The organism is Pseudoalteromonas sp. DY56-GL79 (assembly GCF_041414765.1).
Taxonomy (GTDB): domain Bacteria; phylum Pseudomonadota; class Gammaproteobacteria; order Enterobacterales; family Alteromonadaceae; genus Pseudoalteromonas; species Pseudoalteromonas piscicida.
In genome coordinates this window covers 44913-69085 of the sequence record NZ_JANHZS010000025.1, presented here as the reverse complement: position 1 = coordinate 69085, position 24173 = coordinate 44913, and the positions used below count along the sequence as shown (strand labels likewise).

The 24173-nt window shown below is 42.6% G+C and carries 19 protein-coding genes; 13 read left to right on the top strand and 6 right to left on the bottom strand.

Annotated features, from left to right (window positions below; genetic code table 11):
• The first annotated feature begins 45 nt into the window (after positions 1-45).
• Both NO992_RS17815 and NO992_RS17810 read left to right on the top strand, forming a co-directional pair.
• The gene (locus NO992_RS17815; protein WP_253106508.1) at positions 46-2790 is read left to right on the top strand and encodes a methyl-accepting chemotaxis protein; all 2745 of its coding nucleotides are present in this window, start codon (positions 46-48) and stop codon (positions 2788-2790) included.
• Positions 2791-2953: 163 nt separating this feature from the next.
• On the top strand, positions 2954-3394 hold the full coding sequence (locus tag NO992_RS17810; protein ID WP_371379576.1) for a GNAT family N-acetyltransferase: 441 nt from the start codon (positions 2954-2956) through the stop codon (positions 3392-3394).
• A gap of 425 nt (positions 3395-3819) precedes the next feature.
• On the opposite strand, the gene NO992_RS17805 is transcribed toward NO992_RS17810, so the two are convergent.
• The 3 genes from NO992_RS17805 to NO992_RS17795 all read right to left on the bottom strand — a co-directional run bounded on the left by NO992_RS17805 (position 3820) and on the right by NO992_RS17795 (position 7486).
• Positions 3820-4614 (bottom strand): phytanoyl-CoA dioxygenase family protein, encoded by a 795-nt coding sequence (locus NO992_RS17805; RefSeq protein ID WP_371379516.1) that lies wholly within the window; start codon positions 4612-4614, stop codon positions 3820-3822.
• Between the two features lie 202 nt (positions 4615-4816).
• Positions 4817-5290 carry a peroxiredoxin gene (locus NO992_RS17800; RefSeq protein WP_371379513.1) on the bottom strand — a complete coding sequence of 158 codons (474 nt, stop codon included), beginning with the start codon at positions 5288-5290 and terminating at the stop codon, positions 4817-4819.
• A gap of 126 nt (positions 5291-5416) precedes the next feature.
• Positions 5417-7486: a winged helix-turn-helix domain-containing protein gene (locus NO992_RS17795; protein WP_371379510.1), complete on the bottom strand. Its 2070-nt coding sequence runs from the start codon at positions 7484-7486 to the stop codon at positions 5417-5419.
• A 338-nt stretch (positions 7487-7824) separates the two neighbouring features.
• On the opposite strand from NO992_RS17795, the gene NO992_RS17790 reads away from it, so the two are divergent.
• Entirely contained in the window at positions 7825-10860 is a 3036-nt protein-coding gene (locus NO992_RS17790) for a TonB-dependent receptor domain-containing protein (RefSeq protein ID WP_371379507.1), read from the top strand.
• A 46-nt stretch (positions 10861-10906) separates the two neighbouring features.
• On the opposite strand, the gene NO992_RS17785 is transcribed toward NO992_RS17790, so the two are convergent.
• The gene (locus NO992_RS17785) at positions 10907-12064 is read right to left on the bottom strand and encodes a serine hydrolase domain-containing protein (RefSeq protein WP_371379503.1); all 1158 of its coding nucleotides are present in this window, start codon (positions 12062-12064) and stop codon (positions 10907-10909) included.
• A gap of 246 nt (positions 12065-12310) precedes the next feature.
• On the opposite strand from NO992_RS17785, the gene NO992_RS17780 reads away from it, so the two are divergent.
• The 4 genes from NO992_RS17780 to NO992_RS17765 are packed head-to-tail and all read left to right on the top strand — an operon-like array spanning position 12311 to position 15438.
• Positions 12311-13102, top strand: a complete 792-nt coding sequence (locus tag NO992_RS17780) for a MipA/OmpV family protein (protein ID WP_371379500.1) — start codon at positions 12311-12313, stop codon at positions 13100-13102.
• A gap of 10 nt (positions 13103-13112) precedes the next feature.
• Positions 13113-13484, top strand: coding sequence for a DUF3019 domain-containing protein (locus tag NO992_RS17775; RefSeq protein ID WP_371379496.1), 372 nt, complete (start codon positions 13113-13115; stop codon positions 13482-13484).
• 8 nt (positions 13485-13492) lie between these two features.
• Positions 13493-14185, top strand: coding sequence for a winged helix-turn-helix domain-containing protein (locus NO992_RS17770; protein ID WP_371379492.1), 693 nt, complete (start codon positions 13493-13495; stop codon positions 14183-14185).
• Positions 14185-15438, top strand: a complete 1254-nt coding sequence (locus NO992_RS17765) for an ATP-binding protein (protein ID WP_371379489.1) — start codon at positions 14185-14187, stop codon at positions 15436-15438. Before NO992_RS17770 ends, NO992_RS17765 begins: the two co-directional genes overlap by 1 nt.
• Before the next feature lie 91 nt (positions 15439-15529).
• Here the strand turns inward: NO992_RS17765 and NO992_RS17760 are convergent, their stop codons facing one another.
• A complete protein-coding gene (locus NO992_RS17760) occupies positions 15530-17533 on the bottom strand; it encodes a beta-propeller domain-containing protein (RefSeq protein ID WP_371379485.1) in 2004 nt (667 codons plus the stop codon).
• 210 nt (positions 17534-17743) lie between these two features.
• Between NO992_RS17760 and NO992_RS17755 the strand changes: the two genes are divergently transcribed.
• From NO992_RS17755 to NO992_RS17730, 6 genes are all read left to right on the top strand, one after another.
• A complete protein-coding gene (locus NO992_RS17755) occupies positions 17744-18619 on the top strand; it encodes a MipA/OmpV family protein (RefSeq protein ID WP_371379482.1) in 876 nt (291 codons plus the stop codon).
• Positions 18609-18998 carry a DUF3019 domain-containing protein gene (locus NO992_RS17750; protein WP_088532790.1) on the top strand — a complete coding sequence of 130 codons (390 nt, stop codon included), beginning with the start codon at positions 18609-18611 and terminating at the stop codon, positions 18996-18998. The genes NO992_RS17755 and NO992_RS17750 overlap by 11 nt, the downstream gene beginning before the upstream one ends.
• Entirely contained in the window at positions 18998-19687 is a 690-nt protein-coding gene (locus NO992_RS17745) for a response regulator (protein WP_010375648.1), read from the top strand. Before NO992_RS17750 ends, NO992_RS17745 begins: the two co-directional genes overlap by 1 nt.
• 7 nt (positions 19688-19694) lie before the next feature.
• On the top strand, positions 19695-20930 hold the full coding sequence (locus NO992_RS17740; RefSeq protein ID WP_371379479.1) for an ATP-binding protein: 1236 nt from the start codon (positions 19695-19697) through the stop codon (positions 20928-20930).
• Between the two features lie 120 nt (positions 20931-21050).
• On the top strand, positions 21051-22010 hold the full coding sequence (locus tag NO992_RS17735; RefSeq protein ID WP_371379476.1) for a DUF3137 domain-containing protein: 960 nt from the start codon (positions 21051-21053) through the stop codon (positions 22008-22010).
• Positions 22011-22247: 237 nt separating this feature from the next.
• Positions 22248-23189: a hypothetical protein gene (locus tag NO992_RS17730; RefSeq protein ID WP_371379473.1), complete on the top strand. Its 942-nt coding sequence runs from the start codon at positions 22248-22250 to the stop codon at positions 23187-23189.
• Between the two features lie 83 nt (positions 23190-23272).
• On the opposite strand, the gene NO992_RS17725 is transcribed toward NO992_RS17730, so the two are convergent.
• Positions 23273-24172: an SMP-30/gluconolactonase/LRE family protein gene (locus NO992_RS17725; protein ID WP_371379470.1), complete on the bottom strand. Its 900-nt coding sequence runs from the start codon at positions 24170-24172 to the stop codon at positions 23273-23275.
• Position 24173 lies beyond the last annotated feature (1 nt).

Sequence of the window (24173 nt, the reverse complement as noted above, 5' to 3'; positions counted from 1 at the left end):
CTATAGTTAATATTGTTAAAATTTACCGCTACAGGTGGCTTATATATGATCACGTTTGGCTTGGGAAAAGCAAAAAAGCAAGATGGACAAGATACAGCGTTATTTCAACTCTTTAAGGCAAAAACCCCTTACTTGGAAGTCGATTATCAAACAGATATTTGTCAAGTTAGTCCGGCCTTTACCCGCTTACTCGGATACCCAGTTACCCACGAGTTGAAATCTCTCGCTTTTATATGTCACACCTCAACCGATGCCGCCGCACTTAAGCGTGGGCTCGCTCAACTTGAGCACCAAGCACATGTAAAGATAGCGCTCTCTCTCAATACTGCAAATGACCACAAACCGAAGAAGTTGTTACTGGAGCTATCACGTACTCAAGAAGGCAGAATTTTAGTTATTGCGACTGACATCAGTGATTACCTCACCACCATTGCCAACATGAGTGCAAATTTACAAGCTTTATCAGCGTCCTTTGCGATTATCGAATTCGACATGCACGGTAAAGTGCTGAGCGCGAATGACAACTTTTTGTCCGTTATGGGTTACAGCCTAGAGGAAATACAAGGCAAGCATCACAGTCTGTTTGTTAAGGATGACTACGCAGCCAGTGAGGAGTATCAAGCATTTTGGCAACGCCTAAACAATGGCGAATTTTTTGAAGGTGAATTCGCAAGGCAAACAAAATCAGGCAAAACGATATGGATCCAAGCCACTTACAATCCTATTTTTGACGAACAGAATAGGCCCATTAAAGTCGTAAAATATGCCTCAGATATCACCGCACAAAAATCAAAAGCTGCTGATTTTCAAGGGCAAGTTGATGCCATCAAACAAACTCAAGCCGTTATTGAGTTTGACCCTTACGGCAACATAAAGACTGCAAACACGCTATTTTTAAATGCGGTTGGTTACACATTAAGTGAAATACAAGGCCAACACCATCGACTATTTGTGGCACAAGAAGACGCTGAGAGCAGCGAATATCAAGACTTTTGGCATGCTTTACGACAAGGTAAGCATCAATCAGGTGAGTTTAAACGCCTAACCAAATCAGGAAACACTCTGTGGATCCAAGCAACCTATACTCCCATCTATGACGAAAATGGCCAGTTAGGCAAAATCGTCAAATATGCCTCGGATATTACTCAAGCAAAACTGGCGTCTTTCGACTTTGCCGGACAACTCAAAGCCATCAACCGCTCGCAAGCCGTTATCGAGTTTGATTTGCAAGGTAATATTTTAAAAGCAAATGAAAACTTCCTGTCTGTCATGGGCTACAAGAAAGAAGAAATCATTGGCAAGCATCACAGCATGTTCGTCGACAGCTTTTACGCGCAAAGCAGTGAATACAAAACATTCTGGCAGCGTTTAAAACAAGGCCAATTTGAAACAGGCGAGTTTCAACGCAGAGGGAAAGGTGACAAAGAAATTTGGATTCATGCCACCTACAACCCAATTTTAGATGAGCAAGGGAAACCGCTAAAAGTCGTGAAATTTGCGACAGATATTACCGAACAAAAAGCCATTGCTGCTGATTTTGATGGTCAGCTTCAAGCCATTCGTAAATCACAAGCCGTCATTGAGTTTGCAATGGATGGTACTATTTTATGGGCCAACGAGTCATTCCTAGATACGATGGGGTACTCACTTGACGAAATCAAAGGTAAACATCACCGTATTTTTGCTACACACGAACAAGCCACTAGTTCTGAATACCAGCAATTTTGGCAAAAGCTCAATCGAGGTGAGTTCGACTCAGGGCAATACTTAAGATTGGCAAAACAAGGTCGAGAGGTATGGATCCAGGCGTCTTATAACCCTATCCTCGATCAACAAGGCCGTCCCTTTAAAGTCGTTAAATATGCAACGGATATCACAGAACAAAAACAAGCGGTTGAACATATTAAAGATGCAATCTTGGCAATGGAACAAGGTGATTTAAGACATAGGATCACCCACCACATAGGTGGCGAGTTCTCGGTGCTGCAACAAGCAATGAACGGCTTATTCGATAAATTAAGCGACTTAGTTAACACCATAAACAGCGGTGCAGAGCAAGTGTTTGATGTGGCTAAACAAATCGCGAATAACAACGAAGAACTCAATAGCCGCATTGAAAATCAAGCGGCGAGCTTGGAAGAAACCGCCGCCACTATGGAAGAGCTTACCGCTACGGTTAAAAAGAATGCGAGTAGCGCGAGCAATGCCGCAGAGAAAGCGACTATTGTTAGAGAAAAAGCACACTCGGGTAAAGCATCGATTGATGATGCCATTACCGCAGTAGGTAAAATCGAATCTTACAGCACGAAAATCTCTGACATTATCAGCGTCATTGACGAAATCGCTTTCCAAACCAACCTCTTAGCCCTCAATGCTTCCGTTGAAGCAGCGCGGGCTGGTGAGGCTGGACGCGGATTTGCCGTGGTTGCCGGAGAGGTGAGAAACCTTGCTCAACGTAGCGCATCAGCGGCTCGTGAAATCAAAGCATTGATCAAAAATAGCGTTGATGCTGTGGCGCAAGGCAGCAAACTTGTATACGAGTCTGGCACGACTTTCGATGAGCTAATGCAATCAATTGCCGAGGTAAGCAAAATGGTGGCAGACATAGATAACGCTGGGAAAGAGCAAGCTGAAGGGATAGCTGCGGTTTCCACCACCATCGCGCAAATGGATAATATTACTCAGCAGAACGTTACTCTGGTTGAAACAACATCTCGTTCAGGTAGAAATATGGAAAATCAAGCCAAACTACTTACCGATCAAGTTGCATTTTTTCAACTAGATGAATAGTTAAGGACGCACAATCTATACAACCACATACAAGTAATTTATCTGAATATACCCGTTGTACCCTTAATGCATCGGGTATGTTATGCTCGTCCCGCTGGCCAATCTTCCTTTTGTTTATCGTTTTACCCCATTTGGACTGTTTTATTAGGCAAAAGGAAAAATGATGATAAGTCCAGTTACACCAAGCGATTACCAGGAATTACTGGCTGTTTGGGAAGACTCTGTGCGAGCCACTCATGATTTTATCACTGAGGCGGATATCGCTTATTTTAAACCTATTATTATTGAACAGGCGTTTCCAAACGTTACGCTGCACTGTGTAAAAAATAGCGACGCGGATATTGTCGGTTTTATTGGTGTAAATGACCAAAAAATCGAGATGTTGTTTGTACTCGCGAAAAGCAGAGGACAAGGTGTCGGAACTGAGCTGCTTCACTTTGCACTTGAAACACAAAATGTGCAGTTTGTTGATGTCAATGAGCAAAACCCAGAAGCCATCGGCTTTTATGAAGCAAAAGGTTTTAAGGTATATGAACGCTCACCAACTGACGATATGGGAAAGCCTTTTCCAATCCTGCGAATGCGACTTATAGAATCTAATTAACCTGAGGTTTGGATAAGGAATGTTCCAACTCATTGTTGCTAAAGCACAACTTAGTTTTTTCCTTGTCTAGCCAGCAAGTTTTAGGGAAAACAAGGCGAATTTACGCACCAATAGCTGGCTATTGGAAGTGAATTCAACGCAGTTAGCGCTAAAACTGGCTGCTAGAAAGGCATTAATTATCCGCAGCTCAGGTTAATTAATTCATATTTTAAGCTCAACAGGAGCTAATCGTGTTGAGCTTTACTTACCTCGAAATAATACCAATTGTATTAGGTAAATGAGCAATTTGAAGCGGAGAAATAGCTTTAGTAGCTAGACAAAAATTTTGCTATTTAGTTGTTCTAAATGAGAAATTTTTAACGACGCTAATATGGTATTTCACCCTTCAAATTGATTGGAGACTTAGTGCAATTGGTATAAACTACTTAACGATGAAAAACATGTGGTACGTCAAGTAACGTCAGCATTTCACCCTCGGGTAAACACTCTTGGTTAATATACTGAGTGAGTTTGGGGTCACTCTCACAAAATAATATATCAAGTGCCAACCTATTTTTGCCATAAATACCGCGATGTATCATATTGGCTGAGAAAGCGAGAAGATCACCCGCTTTCAGTGGAATAGTTTTACCTTCTAACAGACTTTCATGATTATGATGCCCTGATTGCTCTAACCTCACATTTAACTCTTGAACGGTGTCCCAACGCTTGTGGGTACCCGGTATCAATTCTATTCCGGGCTCATCTTCCAGTGCTAACCGAAAATGAACCACTTCAGGCCCCAACAACAACGCTTGTTTTTGCTCTTCGATGGTTAAATGGTATTGCGGATCTCGGTGCCAGTAATTGAGTTGAGTGATGTTCACTGGGTTAAAAAATAGCTGAGTATTCATAAACCTAAACTCACCCGAGAATATGGATGCGGCTAGAGACACCAGAGAAGTAGAGGCAATGAATTGAAAAAGGACAAGCCTTTGCTGTTCGCCTAAGTACTTTGATGCAGTAAGGTAGGCAGAATTTACTGCTCTGTTTTGATAAAAGTCATTATTGTCAGCCCGCCACGCATGATGAAACGCTAAAACGACTTGCTTTATTTTATTAAGTTCGCCAGGCGGTATAAAACTGTGTTTTATAACGTAGCCACACTCGTCAAAATCATCGGCTGATTTTACCATCACATATTGACCTCTGACATTGCCGGAAAAATACTGTAACGACATTAACTCCATGTAACCTTTTACAAGAGTAGGAAAACTTTCGTCTCCAGCCATGACGCACGTTTTCTAATCATTTTTGGATGATTTCTAAAAGCAATAAATAGTAGCCCTTTTTCATACCAATTCGCTCAGACAAGAGCACCTTTAGGCCATTCAAAGCGAACTGGTATTATTTACCCGAACTTCAGGTCATTTAGTTTTACAGTCATAGAGCATCTAAAATAACTTCAGCTTTACTGACTTCAAATTGCTTAGGTTGTTCCACATTGAGTGTTGTCACGATGCCATCTTCAATAATCATAGCGTAACGCTGCGAACGTACACCGCCAAATGAACCGGTATCCATTTCAAGTCCTAGCGCTTTGGTAAAGCTCGCATCACCGTCTCCAAGCATCATAATTGTTTCTGCGTTTTGTGCATCACCCCAAGCTTTCATTACAAAAGCATCGTTTACCGATACACATGCGATGATATCAACACCTCTTTGAGCAAGTTTATCTGCATTCACGACAAAACCGGGTAAATGAGATGCAGAGCAAGTTGGTGTAAAGGCACCAGGAACCGCAAAAAGCACTACTTTCTTACCAGCGAACAACGCCGTTACTTCGTGATTAACCATGCCGTCAGAGGTAAGTTCGCTCAACTCGGCTTGTGGTAATTTTTGTCCAACTTCAATCATTGTTTAAATCCTTCATCTAAGGGCAAATTGCCTTGAGTTTGTTATATAACCTGAGCTTGGGATAGCTAATAGCTAATTTCTTATCCAAACCTGTGGTTATGATAGTCGAGTAATTGTGACTCATGACTACATTTCGATTCGTTTTATATCTACTTGTGGGATTTCGTAACCGGTAAATAGCAGCCACTGTTTTTCTGCTATATATACAAGCCCGCGACTTCGGCTAAAGCTACGTTCTGGAACTCGGATAATATCTTTATGCGCTTTACTGGCAAAGTCAAAATAACTAATGCGGAAGTCTCCACGACGAACATACAAATAGTAAAGTCCCGCATCGGACACTGACCAGCTTGCGCTCGAAGCCAAGTGTGCATTTTCAAATAACAGCGTGTTGACCCCAGTTGCTAAATCGATACACCACATTTCTTGTGTCTCGCTTTTATATACGTACAACAACCCTTCATGTTCAAGTGCGGTGGTGCCAGTAGTTAACTTCACTGGAGCGCTTTTTGAATCAAGAAAAATGCGAAATACATTATTGTCATCAGAAATATAAATTGAGCTACCGTCTTGGGACCAACTGGGTTTACCGTGATACTTTAGCCCAGTTTTTAGTTGCGTTACTTGTTTAGTGGCCATATCCAAAAGTTGAAGTTGGCTTCCTTGATGTGACTTTGTGGTAAAAATCACTTTAGTGCCATCAGGTGACCATGTAGGGTGCATTGCTTGTAACCCAAGCTCTGTCAGTTGTATTCGTTGATCACCTTCCAAATTAGACACCCAAACTTCATCAAACCCTGATTGGTTAGACACAAAGAGTAAACGCTCCGACACAGGTGAATAACTGGGATAACGAAAGCTAGTTTGTGATTGTAGTAATGGAAAGGGTGAACTGGTGACCTGCGCGTTTAGGTCAAGTTTCATAATAGAAGTATTAATGTTCCAGTCATGAAAATATAAACGCCCTGATTGACTAAAACTTGGGTAACTTAACCCATCAAATGGCAATGTCCCCAATACTTTACCTTCAAGTGAAAGTTTATACGCGCGACGTGCGCCATGTTCAATCATCGATACAACCAAATAATCATCATTGGGATGCCAACTCACGCCTCGCAGATCATCATGTCCACTTAATATTTTAACTTCCTTCCCGGTATCCAGATTTTTCAAATAGAGATTTTCAAGTCCGTTCGGCAAGTTGCGACTAATCGCGATTTGCTTGGCATCGGGAGAAAGCGCAATACTTTCAAGCCCACTCCCGTCACAATCTAGCTCACAGCCTAACTCTGTCGCTGTTTTATCGTTTAAATTTAGCAAGGTTACTTTTGGAGGATCCATAGGGCTTTGCTTTGCGATAAATCCAAGGAGGTTTTTTTCAGCTGAATAGCTTAAGGTAGTGGTCGTATCTGCAATACAGCTCGCTATATTTGATTGTGTTTTGGTCACTATATTCAGTGACTTAATCGTACATGCTTCTGAGCGCTTCTCTATATAAAAGAGCGTACGATTGTCTCGCCCCCACACAGATACAGAGACATTTCCAGGGCCATCGACTAATACTTCAAGAGGTTCATCAGGACGTTTTAGATTTTTTAAATATAGTCCTGCATGACTGCCAAACTTTCGCCAAGCAAACGCTAGGTACTGCTCATTCGGGGAAACACTAGGAAAAAGCTCACGTCCAGGGTAATCCGTCACACTTTCGAGCTGATGGCTTGACTGTTCAACTAAGAAGTATATAAAAACACTCAGTAGAATGAATAATGTGGTTACCACCCCTGCCACTTTGAGCTTGAAAGGTAAATTTTGCTCGTCAGGCTTACTGGGAGTAGCCTGGATATCGATGAAGGTTGGCTGTATTTTTAGTCTATATCCAGACTTTCTTATGGTTTCGATCACCTCAAAATCAGCGGTGCTGCTTTCTTCTTCGTTGCCTGCAAGTAGGGTTTTAAAAGTTTTGCGAAGATGCCAAATTGCATTAGTTAGCGCTTTCTCTCCAACAAATAGGTTCCCCCCCCAAACCTGCTCAATGATTTCTTCTCGAGTAACCACGCTTGGGTAAGCAAGCGCCAATACTGTCAACACTTCGATAAATTTAGGCTGGACACAACACTCCTGCCCGGCACTGGACAAAATATGCCCAACCGGATCAATATTGACATCTAATAACTGATAAGTCGCACTGTGCTGCATTTTTATAACCATGAGTAAATACGTTGTAAATCATACCTAAATTAGCGACCAAAAGACAAAAGTAACGCGACAAACATCATGGCAACAATACAACACCTCAAGAAATAAGACCTAACAAATTGAATTGTATACTTATTTTATAATAGATATTAAATAGAGTTAAAAACGTCAAAGAATAGATGTCCAATTCGTTGCATGAATCATAGTGACAGTCACAATGGCTAAAATGAGGTGCAGTGCTTTTTTGCTTAGTCAAAACAATGAGGTATGTACTTCTTTCAACAAGCCCTAACTATCTAATAAATAAACAACAATCAGAAATTAAAAGAGGGACTCCCGTGTCACCTAACAATAATATTAAATTACTCGCCCTGTCTATTGCGCTCGCATGTAGCAATACAGCAACTGCAGAAGAGCAACAAATCGACCGCCAACAAGTTGAACAAAGTAGTTCGGTAGTTAAAACGCAAGGTGAAGATAAAGCACTAGAAAAAATCGTCATCACCGGTTCTCGTATCAAGCGTGATAGCTTTTCGGTACCTACTCCTATCGCCACTATGGGGGCTGAGTCTCTCAATGATGCAGGCTTCGGTTCGCTTTCAGATATTCTTTTTGAAGAAATGCCGCAAGTAAGTGAAGGTACAGGGAATGGTAACTCGCAAAGCAGCGTGCAAAATACTGGGCTTTCAACTATCGACTTACGTGAGCTAGGTGTTAGTCGGACATTGACGTTAATTGATGGCCGAAGAGTGGTATCAAACAGCTATTCAGGCAACTATGTGAGCCTATCAACCATCCCCAAAGGTATGGTTGAGCGAGTTGAAATCATTACCGGTGGTGCATCGGCAGCTTATGGCTCTGATGCAGTTGCAGGTGTTGTGAATATTATTACTCAGCAAGATCAAGAAGGGGCTACATTTAGTGCTCGAGGTGGTGAAAGTACCGAAAGCGGCGCTCGTGAATATACGGTAAATGCTGATTACGGTACGACTTACGATAATGGTAAAGGCTACTTATTTGTCAGTGCCACTTACGACGAAGAAAAGGGACTAAGCTACTGGGATAGAAAGCGTGCTCAGCAGCAAGATAGCTGGGACTACGATACCGACCGTATGTGCAACGTGATGCTCACTGCCAACTACGACCCTGATACAAAAAGTGCCTATCACTGCATGAGAGATATTGATAAATCCCAGTGGACAAGTTTAAGCGACTCAATTCCCGGTGGTGTATTTGATGAATCAAGCAGTGCCAAACCTAACTCCGGCTTTTGGTACGACGGCACCACCTTACGTGACGATTGGCAAGAAGAACTTCACGGTATCGATTTCAACCAATTTACAATGTTAAAGGTGCCTGACAAAGATCTCTCAGCGGCAGTTAAAACAGAGTACGAATTTGATTCTGCTATAGAAGCATACTTCCAACTGCAATATAGCCGTAATACCTCGCGCAATGTTAAATCGCCAGAAAGTGAGGATGAGTGCGATGCGATTGTGACCTATGACCCAAACAGTAATCAATTTGGCTCCGACTGCATGGGCCGTATCCCTTATGATAATCCATATATGCCAGAAGCAATTCGAGCTGAGGCAAGCTCAAAAGGCGTAAAATGGGATAGGCTGTTTACTGAAGTTGGTAATATCGTCAACAGCAATGAAAGAACAACAATCAGAACTTGGGGTGGTCTCCGCGGTTATATTTGGGATGACTGGGAGTGGGATGTTTCTGTAGGTTACGGCAAATTTAAGCAAGAACAAACCCGCAGTAACGAAATCTACGTTGCGCGAGTTAAACAGGCGCTAAATGCTGAGCGCCTTGCTGATGGTACGATTCAGTGTAAAGACGAGCAAGCACGTAGCCAAGGCTGTGTACCAATTAATTTATTCGGTGAAGGCTCAATCACACCTGAGGCGGCAGACTATATTCGCGCCAATCCTTCCATTACAACCGATATTGATCAGGTAACGGTATCTGGATTTGTTACTGGTGATTTATTTGAACTCCCGGCAGGCGCCGTTGCTTCAGCTTTTGGTTTTGAATACAGAAAAGATACACAGAGCGTATCGACCAACGTGCCAAATGGTGGCGTAACGTTTAACTATGTGCCCACATTTGAAGGCGATGTAAGTGTTCGTGAAATCTTCGGTGAATTATCGTTACCACTATTAAAAGACGCACCAATGGCAAAATCGCTTAGCGCCGAGGTCTCTGCTCGTATCGCAGATTACAGCTGGGCAAATACGGGATTAATCCAAAGTTACAAGGCTGGCTTTATTTATGAGCCAATCGAAGGTTATTCCATTCGTGCAAACTGGGCTCGAGCCATGAGAGCACCGACAATCACCGAACTTATGTCACCACCTCGTGGCGACTATGATAGCTTTGATGATATCTGTGATGGTGTTACCGCGACGTCAACAGATGCAGGCCACGACAATTGCCGTAAAGATGCGGGAATACAAGCCGCTATCGCCGCTGAAGGTACTTTTAAAGACGAAAATAACGGCTACTCACCCAACTCAGGAAATAGCGAGCTGTTTGAGGAAACCGCAGATACCATCACCTTTGGTTTATCTTTAGCGCCTTCCTTTGCACCGGATTTTAGAATTGCGCTAGATTACTACGATATTCAAATTGATGATGCGGTAAGCTCACTTGCTAACGAAGACATCATTAAGTTCTGTTACGCTTCGTCTATGGAATTCGGTGACAGTAACGAGTTTTGTCGTGATATTAAACGCGATGAAGAAGGGCAGATTTATGAAGTCAATCAACGTGTCATCAACACGGATGAGATCCGTACTAAAGGTTACGATATCGCACTAGAATATGTGTATGACGCTAGCGATTATGGTAGCTTTAAGGTGAAAGCCGATTGGACACACGTGATCGAATACTCAATCACCAGTACGGGTCCTGATGGGCAATACGAAGACCTTTATGAAGGCTACCTCAACACCGATATATTTGAAGACAAAGGCGCTATTTCACTAACTTGGTATAAGAATGACTGGCGTGTACGCTGGAGCACAAAATATAAAGGTGCAGTGGAAGCCAGCCGTTCGAGATATGAAGACTGGCAAGCTGCTATCGAGAAGAATAATGAACGCTGTGCAACAGGCGAAACAACCTGTATAGCCAATCCAGAGCCCCTATGGCAAGGTGCACTGCCATCAGTAACGACTCATAGCTTAACGGTAAACTACAGTATGGAGCTAGGCGATAACCGCACTCTCTCTGTTTATGGCGGTGTGAATAACCTATTTGATGAAAAAGGTCCGTTTATCGTCGGCGGCACTGGTAACTTTGATAGTGCCTATGGCTCGGGTGTAGGACGTTTTGCATTTATTGGGGCGAAATACCAGTTTTAGACTTCTGCATTGACTTGAGGGGCCACTACTGAGTAGCCCCTTATCTTTACAAACCAAAAAGTGTATCGCGTAATTTATCTGAGATTTTGTCAATCTCTGTATTGCATTGGTTGTAGCCTTGGCAATTAATAATTGCACTCATAACCATGTTTTTTGACGGCAGATACCAATTTAACGTCGCGTACCCAATCTCAGCACCGTTATGATGATAAACAGGTTCATTTCCGACGTGCTCACTAAAGATACCCATGCTGTATTGCTGTCCGGTGACATCAGTATCCACCCATACAGAGTCCCCTAGCAATTGCTCACGCACCTTCGCGGGAATATCTGGGCTCGTTATTATGATTTTAAATAAGTCACCAAGGTCCTTAGCCGTCGATACAATCGGTGCATCAGCCACACCAATATTGGCATAGTAAGGCTGCGTATTAATTTCATTGCCCTCATCATCAACAAAGTACCCTGATGCAATTTCACCAAACGCCTTTTCGATTCCTCCATAACTCATACTACTTAAGCCAAATGGTTCAAAGATATACTCACGCATCGCCTTTGAGTGATGCTCCCCCAAAACTTTATCCATAATTAGGCCCGCCAATAAATACCCGGTATTAGAATATTTCCACGCAGCTCCGGGTTTGAAATTGGCGTCTTGATTGAGAGCAAATTGCAGTGCAAAGCTGTCCGTTTTTATTAAGTCTGGCTGCTGTAATACTGCAGCAAAAAATTCACCGTTAGCATCATTGAGATAATCATATAATCCAGCCGTATGATTCAGTAACTGCCGAACATACATCTCGTCACTGTTTTCTATCTGTTGTAAAAGTTCGTCAGACAAATAATCACTTATCGGTGCATCTAAATCTAATAACTGTTGTTCATGCAACATCGCCATTAAGAGCGCAGTTACTTTTTTCCCCGCACTGCCATTTGGGATCCTAGCGTCCGTGGTCATGGGTATCGTATTTTCTTTATCTGCTAACCCTGCAGCACCTTGAAATTGAATTGAAGGTGAATCGATATAAAGCACAATACCAGGAATACCCGCTTCAACACTTTGTTCAAGCATTCCTTGAAAATCAACTACCGCAACAGAAGGAGAGACAGGGTTCGGGTTATCATTCGACGTCGGCTGACTATCATTACAGCCAAATAACGACAGTCCACCACACAATAATGTGACCAGTTTTAGTGTTCTCATGAGAAATACCTCGTTTAGTTTAAGTGATAAAACAATAACTAAGGTATGCATGCCATGCTGTCTCTGACTTTTTCAAAATGTATCAAACAGTAACGACTTCCTTTATTTTCATGCATAATGTCAGACCATTATGGAAAGCCAGAACAAGCTGGATACAATTCGATACAACTTGCAGAAAGTCGATACAGCTATACTCGCTTACACTCACTACAGTAACTAGCAAATTAATAACTAATAGAAATTGCTATGAAAACACATTTATTGATTGCAGCCGTGCTTATGGCCGCAAGTGCAGCGCAGGCCAAAAGCACTGACGCAAAAAAAGAAGGTCACGGCTATTTGGCCATTGGTTACGGGATAAATTACAACAGCGATATTTACAATAATGCCGAGACCTCGCTTTCGCCCACTGTACATGGTGCCTACTATTTTAGTAATGGTCTATTTGTCGAGTTTCCAGGCCGCGCTGAGAAGTTTGATCCAGCACTTGCACTCGGTTATCAGTTTTATAAAACAGAAAATTGGGAATTTGATGCCCTACTCTCAACCGCTCATGGGCGAATAAATTACCGTTTTGGCGGGACTCGCTATGAGCTAAACACTTCGTCTTATCTTGGGGTAAGAGCTACAGGGAATGTATTTGGCTTACAAATTAGAGCTATTGTTGCACCAAAAGTGATTAACTCAGATTATTCAGATGGTCGCTACGCTTCATTATGGATCTCTAAACCTTGGCAATACAAAAACTGGCACTTTTATACCGCAGTCGGTGCACAATACCGAAACTCGGCCATGTTAGATTATTACTACGGTGGCGCACCATTTAAAGGTTACGATGCCAAAGGCGGGGCTAATCTTGGGGTAAAGCTCGGGTTTTCACGCGCTTTAACAGAAAATTGGATAGTCGATGGCCACGTCAGCTACACCAAATATGCATCAGGTATTATGGATAGTCCTATCACTAAAGCAATTGTCAGTTTTAACGATAGAATTGAGCATGGTGAAAGCATTGGCTTGTCACTTAGCTACATATTTTAAGGAGCTAAATATGAAAATACGACTATTTGGCTTAGCCCTACTGGTAATGCAAACTCAAGCAAAAGAAGAAATTAACGTCCCCGTATGGACCGTAAAACCAGGGCAATGTGTTGCGCTCGAACAAGGTCAGCAATGTTTTATCGACCTCTCAGTGACTTGGCAAACCTCTGTGACCGGTAACTTTTGTCTCCATGCCGATGAAAAAGAGCTGGTTTGTTGGCAGCAGCAAAGAACCGCAAGTTGGCAAGGCGAGATTTTAGTTGAGAAAGATTTGCTCATTACCCTAGAAGATCACAAGGATATTCTCGCAAGCTATGCTCTGCAATATGCTTGGGTGTTTAAACAACAAAAAAGTAACGCCGTGCGTTGGCGACTTTTCTAGGAGTAGTTGTGGTAGCCGAGTTAGTCCTAATAGAAGACGATAAAGAATTAGCCCAGTGGCTGAGTGATTACCTCTCTACCAAGGGATTTTCAGTGCGGCTATATCATGATGGTCAAGACGGGCTGGAGCACGTTTTAGCCTCTCCTCCCAATTTGGTGATTTTAGATGGCATGCTGCCAAGTTTAGATGGCTTTGAAGTCTGCAAGCAACTTCGTCAGTCGCTAAGCATCCCAATATTAATGCTAACAGCAAGGGATGAGGAAATTGATGAAATTATCGGCTTAGAGATGGGTGCTGACGACTATCTCAAAAAGCCAGTAAGAGGCAGGTTATTAGAAACTCGCATAAAAGCGCTATTAAGGCGCCATCATCCTCAAGATACAGCTCCCAAACAAACACTTGAGTTTGGCGATCTCTATATCAATAAAGAAGACAGAAGCGTTACTCTTGCTGGGCAGCCCGTTAACTTATCCAGCAATGAGTTTGATGCGCTTTGGGTACTTGCCAGTAAAGCCGGAAAAATTGTTACCCGAGATGAGCTTACTAAAGCACTCAGAGGATTTGATTATGATGGGTTTGACCGCTCTATAGATTTGCGTGTTTCGCGACTGAGAAAGAAGCTAGGTGATGATGGCCAAAACCCATTTAAAATAAAGACGGTATGGGGTAAAGGATATCAGTTGGCGAAGGACGTGTGGTAATGTGGCGCTTCGTGTTTGCTTTGCTTACCATCTTAACGCTCGCAAGCGTTATCACAGGGCTGATATTTGACTCGCTTATCGCCTCATCCTCAGAGAATAATGAAGCCCACTACGATCCACTGAGCACAACCGCACCAATTATTGCCGCAATGGCTAAAGACAACATACCAGAATCACAAATTATTGCGATCCCACTGCACCAAACACTAACCGCTCAACTTGTACCAAGAGCCGACTATCCACTTCCTGTGAGCTTAAGCCGCAAACTCTCTCAGCAGCGGTTTATTTACCTCGAAAGCGAATCATCAGTAAGCGCTTGCATACTTACAAGCAAAGAAAATGTCTATATTTTGACAATGCAGAAGCAATTGCAGACTAAATATGGCCTGCTCATGACCTTGTTATTTTACGCTATCGTTATCGTTGTTGTCGTCGCCTTTTTAACCCCATTTATTGCCAGGCTGTTAAAGCTCAAAAATGCCGCACATCAGCTGGGTAAGGGCGAACTCAACGCCCGCGTGCAAGTCGGCACTGTATGGTACTTAAAGGATATTGAGCAAGCATTTAATCAAATGGCACGACAAATAGCCGGGTTAATGACTGACATGAAGCTATTAAGCAGCGGACTTTCTCATGAATTACGTACGCCACTTGCAAGGGTAAGAATGGGGCTAGACACACTGGTTGAAACTCATGATGATGAGCTGCGGGCACAGTACGAAGATAGGATCAACCAAAACCTTGATGAAATGGAGCAAGTGATTGATGCTATTTTAGATTACGCAAGATTGCAGCACCGCCTTGAAGACGTGGAACTTCAGCCTGTTGACTTGAATGCGATGGCTCACCAGTTAGCCAATAACGCCCACCATCATGACTTAACACTAAAACTGTCGTCAAAACCTTGCTGGGCCATTGGTGATGGTCAGTACTTACGCATGCTAATCAATAACTTATTATCTAACGCGATAAAATATGCCAACGCTAAAATATCACTAGAAACCCGAGTCGATAATGACAAGGTTAAGCTTATTATTGAAGACGACGGGATAGGTATAAGTAACGAGGTTCGAGACAAAGTGCTACTACCGTTTTATCGCGACGATTCTCAATCGCAATCAGGGTATGGTATTGGCTTGGCCTTTGTGCAGCGTATAGTCACTCGTTTTGGCGGTACTATTGTAATTCAAAAAAGCCCCGCGCTGGGCGGGGCCAAAATCACTGTTTCGCTGATACAGACTCAGCAAAAGTAACGTTAACTCTGAAGCTGTGGTAAGCAGTGCTACAGTTCACCGCTTGGCAACGAAACAATGTACAACAACCTACTATTCAAAGGGAGCTAGGTTAATGTGGTCCACTGTTGTCAGCGGGCGTTTGCCAATTACTCTGCCACACGTAGTTGCCATGGATATAAAGCAGTTTATCAGCCTGAATAAGCCCTCTATCAGCTTCTGTATACCCAAGTGCTTTGTCACTCGCTATGGGCGTTGCTACCTCAGCACGGCTACTCCCGCGATAAGTGAGTGTTGAGTCCACGCCTTGGATAATTTCAAATGCGGCGAGATCGTTTTGGCTATACCAGTTATAACTACTTTCATTCACTTGCTCTGTATTCCAGTAAACAATCGGCAAAGTGAACCGGGTTACTGAGGCATTGTCTTTTAGCATGGCCAAAGCGCGATAATCATATTCCAGCGGTGTAAATCCCCCTACAAACGTATGATCTTTTAATAGCTTGGGTTCAGCAGGATCTGCCACATCAAACAAGCTCACTTTGGTGCCAGGCAGCACGTTTCCATCAGGGTCTCCAAGGTGCTGACCTACCCCAAGAAGCAAACCGTCACCAACAGGGTGCAGATAAGAAGAGAAATCGGGGATCTCTAAACTTCCCGCAATTTTAGGCTGTGATGCGTCAGATAAATCCAGAACGTAGAGAGGGTCTATTTGTCTAAAGGTCACGATATAGGCAGTATCGTTAAAATATCTAACCGCATAAATATCTTCATCCACAAGCCCCGTATCCGGATTAATTTTGCCAATAGGGGTTGGATTTTGGCTATTTGGTAGCGTCGCCACGGTGTTGAGTTCATTCCCTTGTGGTTTGAGCATATACAACTTATGACTATTACCGATATCTGTATCATACTGACTCGTTACTACGCGCAGAACGCCATCTTTTTCATCAAATCGAGTCGCAGCCATCGTATCGCTAACACGAGCAAGTTGACCTTCCACCTCACCTGTTGCTTGGTATGTCACCCCTTCATCCGTTAACAATAACTTATGTAATACTATGCCTGATGGATCCCAGATTGATGTGTTGACATCACCATCACTGCCATTAAACGAGTAATTGTAAAGATACACTGCTGTTGCAGACATATAAAAGCCAAAGGTACGCGTACTGGCACAAGTTGTTTTCACCTCATCAGGATTGCGAATGTCAATCTCAGTCACTGTTGTTAAGCCATTATATCCATCTTGCGCGGTAGCATCTGCTGGCAAATAACAGCCATCTGCGGTAACCAGTGGCGCTACACTTCCTTGCTTTAAATTTCTAAATTGGGGTAATAAATCGTTAATGTTAGTGTCCATTAAGCGATTGTAGCTTGCTACTTTGTCAGCGCTATTAAAACCACTGTAGCGTAAAGTGTGGTCAGCGATAACATAGAGTTTGTCACCGATTAATCTGCTGCCAACTAATGAACCATCAATTTGAAAGCGTTTTTCGACCTCAGCCTGTGCAGGTAGGGATACGTTACTAAAGGCAAGCTCAATCACGCCTTGATAATTGATCTCAGATTGCACTTCTTGCGATGACATATCATCAGCAAAATCATACTCATAGTCCATTAACACGCTGATGAGTTGATTGTTTTTAAGGTAAAGATTTTGGCTTGCAAACTCTGAATCTGATACCGCTAATTCATTAACTTGTGTAGGGACATCCGTAGCTTCTGTATCTAAGATCCTAACGAAGGTTTTGCTGTCAGTATCCGCATATGCAACGCTGGTCGAGCCGCCGATAAATAAGTAACGGCCATCGAATTTAATCCGGTCACTTTCTGATACCCCTTCAACCAGTTGATTGGTGCCTGAGTAAGGTGCATTATCTGTGGTTGCTGATGGGTTTTCCAAATCATCGCCATTACTCAATCCACCGCTGGCAACGAAAATACCGTTTTTGATAAACTGACTAAACTGAGCTGATGAAGCTGACTTCAACGGCGCAGAGCTATTATTAAGTGCGTTAAGTTCTGGTAATTTATCTTCATCATTGTCGTTACTACCACCACATGCGCAAAGGCTAGCGGCAAGCGGAAGACTGAGCCAAATTTTGCATCTCATGATATGTTTCCTTGTAAGTTAAGTGCCAACGTAAGCCTAAACTTTCACACTAAAATTTCTGTTATCTTCGCTACTTGTTTTGTTATTTAATGTTACCCTTTCTGGTAATTTGTACAGCGACTGGTAAATTACACTGGTAGTAATAATGCGCTTTGATTGACACCTCTAAAAAGCCAGTGCAAAGCCCAAATTCAGAACTGGAGTTCCAAGTTGAATAAGTTATTAATGGCCTTAACCTTGCTGATTACCACTCAGGTAAATGCCACGGCGGTGCCATGTGACGCCAATGACAGCGAGTGTACGCCAGTCGATGAATGGCGATTTGGCATTGCCCTTGGCGGCGGTGTGATCTCCAACCCACTCCATGACGGTGAAAATATTCCCTTGGTTGTTGTGCCCTATATTAGTTATTACGGTGAACACCTCTTTCTTGATAATGGGACTTTGGGCTATACCTTTCACTACACTGATAAATTTGATCTTAGCTTGATCGGCACATTTAATACCGAGCAGGCTTATTTCGAGAAATTTCACCCAAGTAATATATTCGTGCAAAAAATGGGGTTTGATGCCAGCAATGAGCTGCCTGGCGGTGAATTTGCCGCAGAGCAAACCGCTATCTCTTTGGATGAAATCGAGTCGAGAAAATGGGCCATAGATGGCGGCGTTTTAGCCCACTGGATAATGAGTGATAGCGTAAAAATCAGCGCATCATGGCTCACTGATATCACCAACACTTATCAAGGTTACAATGCTGATGTTGGAGTTAGCTATCGTTTTAGATTCGATAGTTCACCTAACACTTATGTGTTTATTAAAGCGGGGCTAAAATGGAAAAGTCGACAACTGGTGGACTATTACTACGGCATAGACAAAGCAGATACACCGAATAGTGAGCTATGGTATAAAGGCAGCTCAAGCTTCCAGCCTTATGTTAGCTTTGCTTACTCTTATCCCGTAAGTGAGTCTTGGACCTTTAAATTTAACGCAAAATATCAGCAGCTTGATAGCACAATGACAGATAGCCCGATAGTCGAGGATAGCTATACCGCGACGGTCTTTGTCGGGGGAAAATATGAATTTTAGGCTGTACTTAATCATAATTATAATTTTCAGCGCACCAAGTAAAGCTTTAACCAAACCCAACAGTGGCATTAAATTAGAAATAAAACCGATTACCTGTATGGTGAAACAAGCGGGGCAACGCTGCGAAATGACGGCAAAAATTGCTTGGCAATCGCCCTCAAAAATGAACTTATGTTTATTTCAGGAAAAACAAAAATTACAATGCTGGGAGCAGGCCAAGGAGGCAAAATCAACACAAATTATCCAACTCTCAAAGTCCATGCTCTTTACCCTAAAAGATGCTAAAAATAACGTTGTTGCAAAACAAAATATTGAAGTACACACAAGCGTCAACCAACAATATAGACGCAAACTCAGAAGCGATTGGAGTGTGTTTTAATGGCCAAGGTATTACTTGTCGAAGATGATGTAAAACTAGCGGAGTTAACCGCAAAGTTCTTAATCCATAATGGCTTTGAAGTCGTTCAATTACACAATGGTATTAACGCAATCAAAGCCATTGAAGCAGAAAAACCCGACATTCTCATTTTAGATATTATGCTACCGGGACTTGATGGTTTTTCTATTTGCAAAGCTGCGCGCGGTGAGTTTAAAGGGCCGGTTTTATTTCTTACCGCCAAAGACAGCGACTTCGACCATGTAAAAGGGCTTGAAATCGGTGCTGATGATTACATTATCAAGCCTGTTGAGCCATACGTACTACTTGCCCGTTTGAATGCGCTATTAAGACGTACACAAAATGATGAAGTTCAGTCTGACTCCATTACCTTAGGCGAATTACAGATAGATAAATCGGACCGTAAGGTCTATTTGGCTGGAGATGAGGTTGAGCTCACAAGTTATGAATTTGATTTACTAAAGACATTGGCAGGCCATGCGGGCGAAACGCTGAGTCGAGACTATATCTATAAACATGTTGTTGGCCGCGAATATGACGGATTAGATAGAAGCGTTGACGTACGTATTAGCCGTTTGCGTAAAAAGCTTGGCGACAATCTAGAGCAACCCGCGAGGCTTATTACCGTGTGGGGTAAAGGCTACCTCTGCTCTAAATCTGCTTGGGGCTAGTGTATTTGTGCTAAAACTATTACTCAGCCTCTATTTGGCTGTGTTTACCAGTATTGTCGTTATCAATCAAGTAAGCGAAGCGATTTGGTCTCATTGGGTGCACTCCGCGCCCGATGAATTGCGACACGCAAAAGCGGTTGCCAACACACTCAAATCCACTATTTCCCCAAACAAGTTACCCCGAGAGTCAGAAACCGTGAAAGTACTCGACATGGACGATGTCGCTTGGCTGCCTGAGCAAGCTGGTACATTAATACAAGGAGGTATTTTAACGAGTTTTGACGATGAAGGCCGCGCTTGGCTGACTTTCAAAGTACCTGATTCAACGTTGCTGCTGCAATTAGGGCCATTAGCACCGGCGGCTTCTGCTGCCAACAAACAATGGATCATCAAGTTGCTTTCTTATGCCGTGCTCGCGTTTTTACTGATGCTGTGGATAAGACCCTTGTGGCTTGATTTATTGCAACTGAGATATATCACCGAAAACCTCACTCAAGGTCAACTACCTAAAGCGACCCGACATTCCCGATTTTCTGCCATTTCAAATTTAACCGAGCAGATCCGCGACTTAGCATCTCAAGTTGCAAGGCTCATTGAAAACCAAAAACTACTCGTTAATGCGGTTTCTCACGACCTGCGCACTCCACTTGCTCGACTTAAATTTGCTTTAGCTATGCTGCCGGAGCAAAGTCGTGAGCAAGCAAGTGATATGGCGGACGATGTGGTCGAAATGGAGGCAATGATTGATGAAATGCTAGCTTACGCACGGCTTGAATTTGAAGTAGAGAAACTTGAGATAACGCCAATTGACCTTTGTGAACTTGTCAGCGATCAGATAAGCAAACTCAATAAGCTTACCGTTAAAAAAATAACGTTCAAGAAAATGAGTAATACAGTCATCATCTCTGGCAACCTACATTATCTTTCTCGGGCTTTGCAAAATATTGTACAAAACGCTGATAAATATGGTCGCTCAACCATAGCGATTAATATTGAGTGTGACAAAAGCAATGCCTATATCCATATTGAGGATGACGGTGATGGAATTCCTAAATCTCAGTGGGAGTCGGTTTTTATTCCCTTCTCACGCTTAGATGAAAGTCGCAGCAAAGATAACGGTGGTTATGGCCTTGGGTTGGCTATCGTGCGTAAAATCGCCACTTGGCATCGCGGCAGTTGCCATGTTGGGTTCTCCGAACTTGGCGGCGCTAAGTTCACTCTGACTTTGCCACTGGCAAAGTAGTTTATCTAGAAGTATGTATAGCGGTGGATACCGCATAAAACAAAGATTTTACCTTTACCATTTTATTTGAGTAAAATTTTTATACCAGTTGTATTTAAACATGACTTACAAGGAAAGTTTATGGCTTTATTAGATCAAAGGTCTCTCCATCATATTGATCCACGCCTAGCTGGTGTTGAGATGCAATTAAAAGAGGCCTATTACAATTTAGATAAAACCACATCCAGTTTTGATAGCGATCTTGACAATAAATTGAAGCCGCTTAAACGCTATAAGTGGTGGGCAATTGGTATTGCAATCCCGTTACTATTTCTTGCGCCTTTTCTCTTAATCTCAATAATTCCTATCTACTTTTTGTTAAAACACTCTCTTAAGTCTTTCACTAAGGGTGTGTTAACTAGAGCTTACATGATGGTGCCAATTGCTTCGGCGCTTAACTTAGAGTATTCAGCCGGCGGTAATTTACTTATCTGCGAGGAAGCTATTAGTGCAGGTATATTAACCAAAGGAGGACGAGCTGTAGCTGAAGATGGATTTAACGGCGAAGTAAATGGCATTCATTTTTACTTTACTGAAGTACATATACGCACACATCATCAGAATAATGACAGTAAACGTTTGTTTAATGGTGCAGTTATAAAACTGAGTATGCCTGAACCTATAGATAATCCAATCGTGGTGTTACAAGATGCGGGGCTTTGGAATATGCTGATAAATCGACGTCAATCTCTAAAAGGATTACAGCGAGTTAAATTTGAACAAAGAGACTTTGAAAAAGAGTATCAAGTCTATGCTAAAGATGAAGAAACCTGTCGCGAAGTACTCACGCCAGAATATATGGCGAAATTATCGCAAGTCAAAACGTTCTTTTCATCCGGTAATCTACCAAAAGGTTTAAAAATCCCCGAAGTAAAAGCCCAAATGTTTATTGAAGGTAGCGATATACTGCTCTCTCTTGACTATGGCGCCAACTTATTTAACCCAAAAAAGCTGCAAAAAGAGTACGCTCCCAGCTGGGCAGAAGACATAGCAAAACAACTCTTACTGATTGAAAATCTAGCAAAAAGTCTGGTGCACTGATGCTAGACTTAGATAGTTTATGGTTGAAAATGCAATAATCTAACGACAAACACAATGACTGTTATAACCATTACAAAAAAGCTCTGAGGTCCTTAAACCAACTTAGCTATTTTTTACACTAGGTTAGACACGGAGTTAGTTCAAAGATGATACAGTGTTCTCTGTTCAAAAGAATAATGTAGATCGCTTACCCCCTGCTACTGTAAGCAGGTTTATCTAGCGCTTAAGGAAAACAGCATGAATATTATAAAACCCGCCACCCCCTTACTTTTTGCAGCCGTCATGCTCATCAATCATGTCCATGCTAACGAAGCCTTTCCAACGCTAAAAGGACCTTGGCTCGGCCAGACACCGCCGGGGTTAACCGCGCAGCTTTTTGCCCCCGATATCATCTCGATTGACGGCCGTTATGAATTCGGCGTGTCGTTCTCTCCCGACCTTACAGAAGTGTATTTCACTGCCTTTGAAGAGCAAGAAAATGTGGATTCAAGCCCACAGATCATGTACTCAAAGATGGAAAATGCACAATGGACTCAACCTCAAGCAGCAAATTTTACTGATGGAAGAATGAGTTATGAACTGGTCCCCCATGTAAGCCTGAACGACAACCGGATTTACTTTACCGCGCGTTCAGATGATCCCAAAGCGTCCGGAATTTGGTACGTTACTCGTAGCAAAGGTGGCTGGAGTGAGGCTAAAAGGTTCGATTCAGCAATAAATACGGGAAAGTTTTCAGACTTCAACCAAAGCGCAAATGGCGACACTGTTTTTTCAAATATGTCAGAACGCAAAATGTATACCGCTGAAAATAAAAACGGCGCGCTTACGACTCCCAAAGCCATTGATATTGAGTTTGGATTTCATGGTTTTATTTCGCCCGCTAACGATTACCTATTGGTTAATAGTCGTCACAGAGGCGATAAAAGTCGAAAAGATAACGATCTATATGTCTATTTTAAGGAGCAGGATGGCACTTGGTCGAGCCCTATAAATTTAGGTGAAGGGGTCAATACCCCGTATTCAGAAACCGTCCCAAGAATTACACCCGATGGTAAATACCTGTTTTTTGGCAGATATAATGAACCCGGTAATGTATCAAACATTTATTGGGTAAGCACCGAGGTCATTACCCGGCTAAAAGAAGCTTATTTTGCAGGAAAGTCGACTAAGCAGATTTAGCAACGTGTTAGATGTGGCAGCTCAGCTTAGAGCTGCCAGTTACCTATCTTTAATTGCTGATGGCTAATTTACACTGAGCCGAACTATTTTTCTCGTCCTGCAAACTCCACCTCAGCCATCTCGATAGCGCCGCGTTTTTGCAAGGTAATAAATAAGCGTTTACCCTCCTCTCCGCCAAAAGCCACGTTGGTCGGGTACTTGCCTTTAAGCTTAATTTCTTTAATTAGCTTGCCCTGAGGTGAAACCACAGCGACCACACCAGCGCCATAACGGGCGATATAAAGATTGCCTTGGTTGTCCGTGCGCATGCCATCTAAGCCAAAATCGGTAAACGAGATAAATAATTGTTTGTTACTAATATTGCCTTGTTCATCTAGCTCATAGCGCCATACTTTACGTTGCACGCTTTCATTCACATAAAGCGTTTTATTGTCAGGGCTAACTTCTATGCCATTGGTGGTGCCCATATCCGCTTCCAATAGGGTTACCTCTCCACTTGTATTTATACGCCAAAGGTTACCGCTGCTAGCTTGCCAATTAGGATCGCTGGCGAAAAGAATTCCGTTATCCATTATCGCAAGGTCATTAGGCTGATCCATGCGATTATCGTGAGCAAACACCGTCACGGATTGTGACAAATCACCACCTTGTGCAAGTGCCGATTTGGTGACTTTAAGCACATTATGATTGACGTAATCGGCTATATACATATTTCCTTGCATATCAAAGCGAATACCGTTACCAATAGAGCCATTTTTTAACGTCAGCAGGGTTTCGGTTTTACCTTGTGCAGTCACTTTACCAATAGTGCCTTGCTGCTGATGGTTAACCGCGTATAACACGCCTGCATCGTCCACCGCAGGTCCCTCAATACCTTGCGTGAAAACACCATCCGTTATCCAATCTTGTGTATCTACAACCGTGTTGGCAGCTACATAACCACTGCTCTGTAGCAAAAATAAACTGAGTATGACCTTTCTCATG